The sequence below is a fragment of the Ferruginibacter paludis genome (assembly GCF_030409685.1).
Taxonomy (GTDB): domain Bacteria; phylum Bacteroidota; class Bacteroidia; order Chitinophagales; family Chitinophagaceae; genus Ferruginibacter; species Ferruginibacter paludis.
On record NZ_JAUFQJ010000016.1, the window covers coordinates 1 to 1,970 of the forward strand.

Genomic DNA, 1,970 nt, shown 5'->3' on the forward strand with positions numbered 1-1,970 from the left:
CCAGGTGATTGAGCAATTTAATGTAAGAGCCATCGAGCTTAGACAATGTTACCTTTTCTATAAGGCGGTTCATATTGAGGTAAGTGGTTTTATATCCCTGCAAACACGCCTGGTGGCCCAGTGCACAAGCCAGGTAACTTTTTCCGCAGCCTGTGGAACCGGTAATTAAAACATTCTCTCCCTGTTGCAGATAACGGCCTTCAATAAGCGTGGCCATTTGTTGCTTGCTCAGGTTGCGGACAGGACCGCATTCTATTTGTTCGACCGTTGCAGGCAAACGCAGTTTTGCCAGTTTAAGATAGTAAGCTGTTTTTTCATTGCTGCGGGTAAGCTCTTCGGATTGTACCAACTGGGCTACCAGATCATGTCCATCCAGCTGCTGATCCAGCGGTAGTTCCAGTTGGGTGCGGTAAGCATGGTACATACCCTGCAGCCGCAGCTGTTTCATTTGTTCAAGCGTTTGTGTTGTGTTCATTTTTACTTTTGTTTTAGTTGTAATTATTGATAGTGATCTTTTCCCCTGATGTTATCATGCAGTGGTATGCTGGTAGCATTTTCAGGAACTATTGTTTGTTTATCAAGCCCGCGTTCAAGAATGTTTCTGATCATTGTATAGTTAACCCGGGGTCCCTGCAGTGCTCTGTTGCAGGCGGCTTCCAGCCGCTGTTTGGTATACTTTTTTTGAAGCATCAGCATACCAAAGCAGGCTTTGTAATTCTGTTCGATATAAATACTGTTTTCCAGCATTAGTGTAGCCGCCTGTAAGGTTGCGGTACCGATGCCGCCTGCCTGCAACAGAAGGTCTTCTTTATTCCAGCCCTTAATGGTTTGCATGCGCTGGTGGTGCGGAGGCATATGGTCTGTAAGGGTTGTATATGCTTTGCTGTGCGGCTTTCTAAGATGCAAGGCAATGCGATCAGTGTTCAGGTAAACTTCTACTACCCGGTTGTCATAAAGCACTTTCACTTTTTTGCCAACATGTTGATACGGCACACTGTAATACAGATGGTCTTCTGAGAGTTGAACATGATAGTTACGCTGAACAGTAAGTACAACAACTTTTTTAGGGCTAAAGGGTTCTGAAGGCAGTGGCCTTAGCAAGCCATGTTCGTGCCTATCATAAAAATACCAGCGGCTGTAAGCCGTATTTTTATAGGGCTTGTTATTAAGTAAATATAGTTGCCGGGTCATAGCCTCGTTAAGAGTAACCAGGCTTGTAAACTCCTCCTGTCGCAGCGGTGCATACACATGCGCATATACAATGCTGACAGCCCGTTCTACCATTGCTTTATCATGCGGGCTATAAGGACGTGCAGCGCTAAAGGTAGTAGCGTAATGTTCACTGAGCTGGTAGCATATATCAGTAAATACAGGTTCATAACGGCTTGGGCGGATAACTGCAGTCTTCAGGTTGTCACATAAAATAGTAGCCGGTACACCGGCATAATATTTTAGCATGCTGTTGATGCAGGTAGTAAAATCTGCCGTTTGCTGGCTGTGAACAGCTTTGCAAAAAATAAGGCCGCTGTAAGGAAGTATAGCTACAAACACCTGACACTCTATACACTCACCGGTAGGCAGATCAACATAATGTTGTTTCTTACCGGCAAAATCAATCATGATTATATCCGCAGGCTGGTATTCCAGGTGCATGGATACATCGGAGTTTTTAAGGTGTAGTTTTAAATGATAGCAGTACCGGCTATAACTGTATCCATCGGGATAAAGTCCCATGTATTCCTGCCAAAGCAGCTGGCGTGTTACACCGGTTTTTGATAACTCTGACTGGCAGGATTTAAAATGCTGGCTAAGTTGTTCCATCCGCAAAGCATCATGCTCCAACTGATCGTTGTTGTAGGCTTTATCGGCCAGATCCTGGTTAGATAACTCGGGACAGTCTGCATCCTTCGCAGGAAGCAACATGGCAAGATATTTACGAACACTGTTACGGCTTATACCAGTTCGGCGGG

The 1,970-nt window shown here is 45.0% G+C and carries 2 protein-coding genes; both read right to left on the reverse strand.

Translation table 11 applies throughout. The annotated features are described in order from the left end of the window. A partial coding sequence (locus tag QWZ08_RS23300; protein ID WP_290340008.1) for an ATP-binding protein occupies positions 1 to 475 on the reverse strand: 475 nt, incomplete at its 3' end. Between the two features lie 23 nt (positions 476 to 498). Further along, a partial coding sequence (gene istA / locus QWZ08_RS23305; RefSeq protein ID WP_290340009.1) for an IS21 family transposase occupies positions 499 to 1,970 on the reverse strand: 1,472 nt, incomplete at its 5' end.